This window comes from Ensifer sp. NM-2, assembly GCF_003024455.1.
GTDB lineage: Bacteria > Pseudomonadota > Alphaproteobacteria > Rhizobiales > Rhizobiaceae > Ensifer > Ensifer canadensis.
Genome location: NZ_PVZR01000089.1, coordinates 1 through 698, shown reverse-complemented (window position 1 = coordinate 698; position 698 = coordinate 1). Strand labels below are relative to the sequence as shown.

1 protein-coding gene is annotated in these 698 nt (G+C 69.2%); it reads left to right on the top strand.

Annotation, left to right across the window (positions count from 1 at the left end; genetic code table 11):
- The coding region (locus C6558_RS38900) for an ABC transporter substrate-binding protein (RefSeq protein WP_199197132.1) at positions 1-557 on the top strand (557 nt) is incomplete at its 5' end.
- Positions 558-698: the final 141 nt, after the last annotated feature.

Sequence of the window (698 nt, the reverse complement as noted above, 5' to 3'; positions counted from 1 at the left end):
AGGCCTACCCGAAGGAGATGGACGAGCCGAACATCGAGAAGGCGAAGGAGCTCGTCGAGAAGTCGGGCGTCTCCACGCCCACGGTCCGCCTCGGCTACCAGGCGGGCAACCAGCGTCGCACCGAGACCGTCGCGCTCATCAAGAGCTCCTGCGACCAGGCCGGCTTCGACGTGCAGGACGCCAACTCGCCGGTGTTCTTCAAGGAGGTCATGCCGGCCGGTGACTACGACGCCGCCCTCTACGCCTGGGCCGGCTCGGGCCAGAAGGCCTCCGGCGCGAACATCTACCAGTCGGACGGCGCTCAGAACCAGCAGAGCTACAACAACCCCGAGGTGGACGCGGCCTGGGACAAGCTCGCCACCTCGCTGGACGAGAACGAGCAGCTCGAGCAGGTCAAGACCATCGAGAAGCTGCTCTGGGAGGACTTCCAGGCCATCCCGCTGTACGCTCACCCGGGTCTGGTCGGCCACAAGGCCGACGTCGCCAACGTGCGCGACACCGCCGCCCAGTCGGGTGCGCTGTGGAACGTGGAGCAGTGGGTCCGCGTCCAGGAGTGACGCCCCGCTGACCTCTGACCCGGCGGTCCGCCTCCCGCGGACCGCCGGCGTCGGGATCGAGGACAGAGCCCGGCCGGGCACCGGCCGGGCTCTGGCCGTGAACCGCGGCGAACCCGCACCCCTCCCTTTCCCTTGCACTCG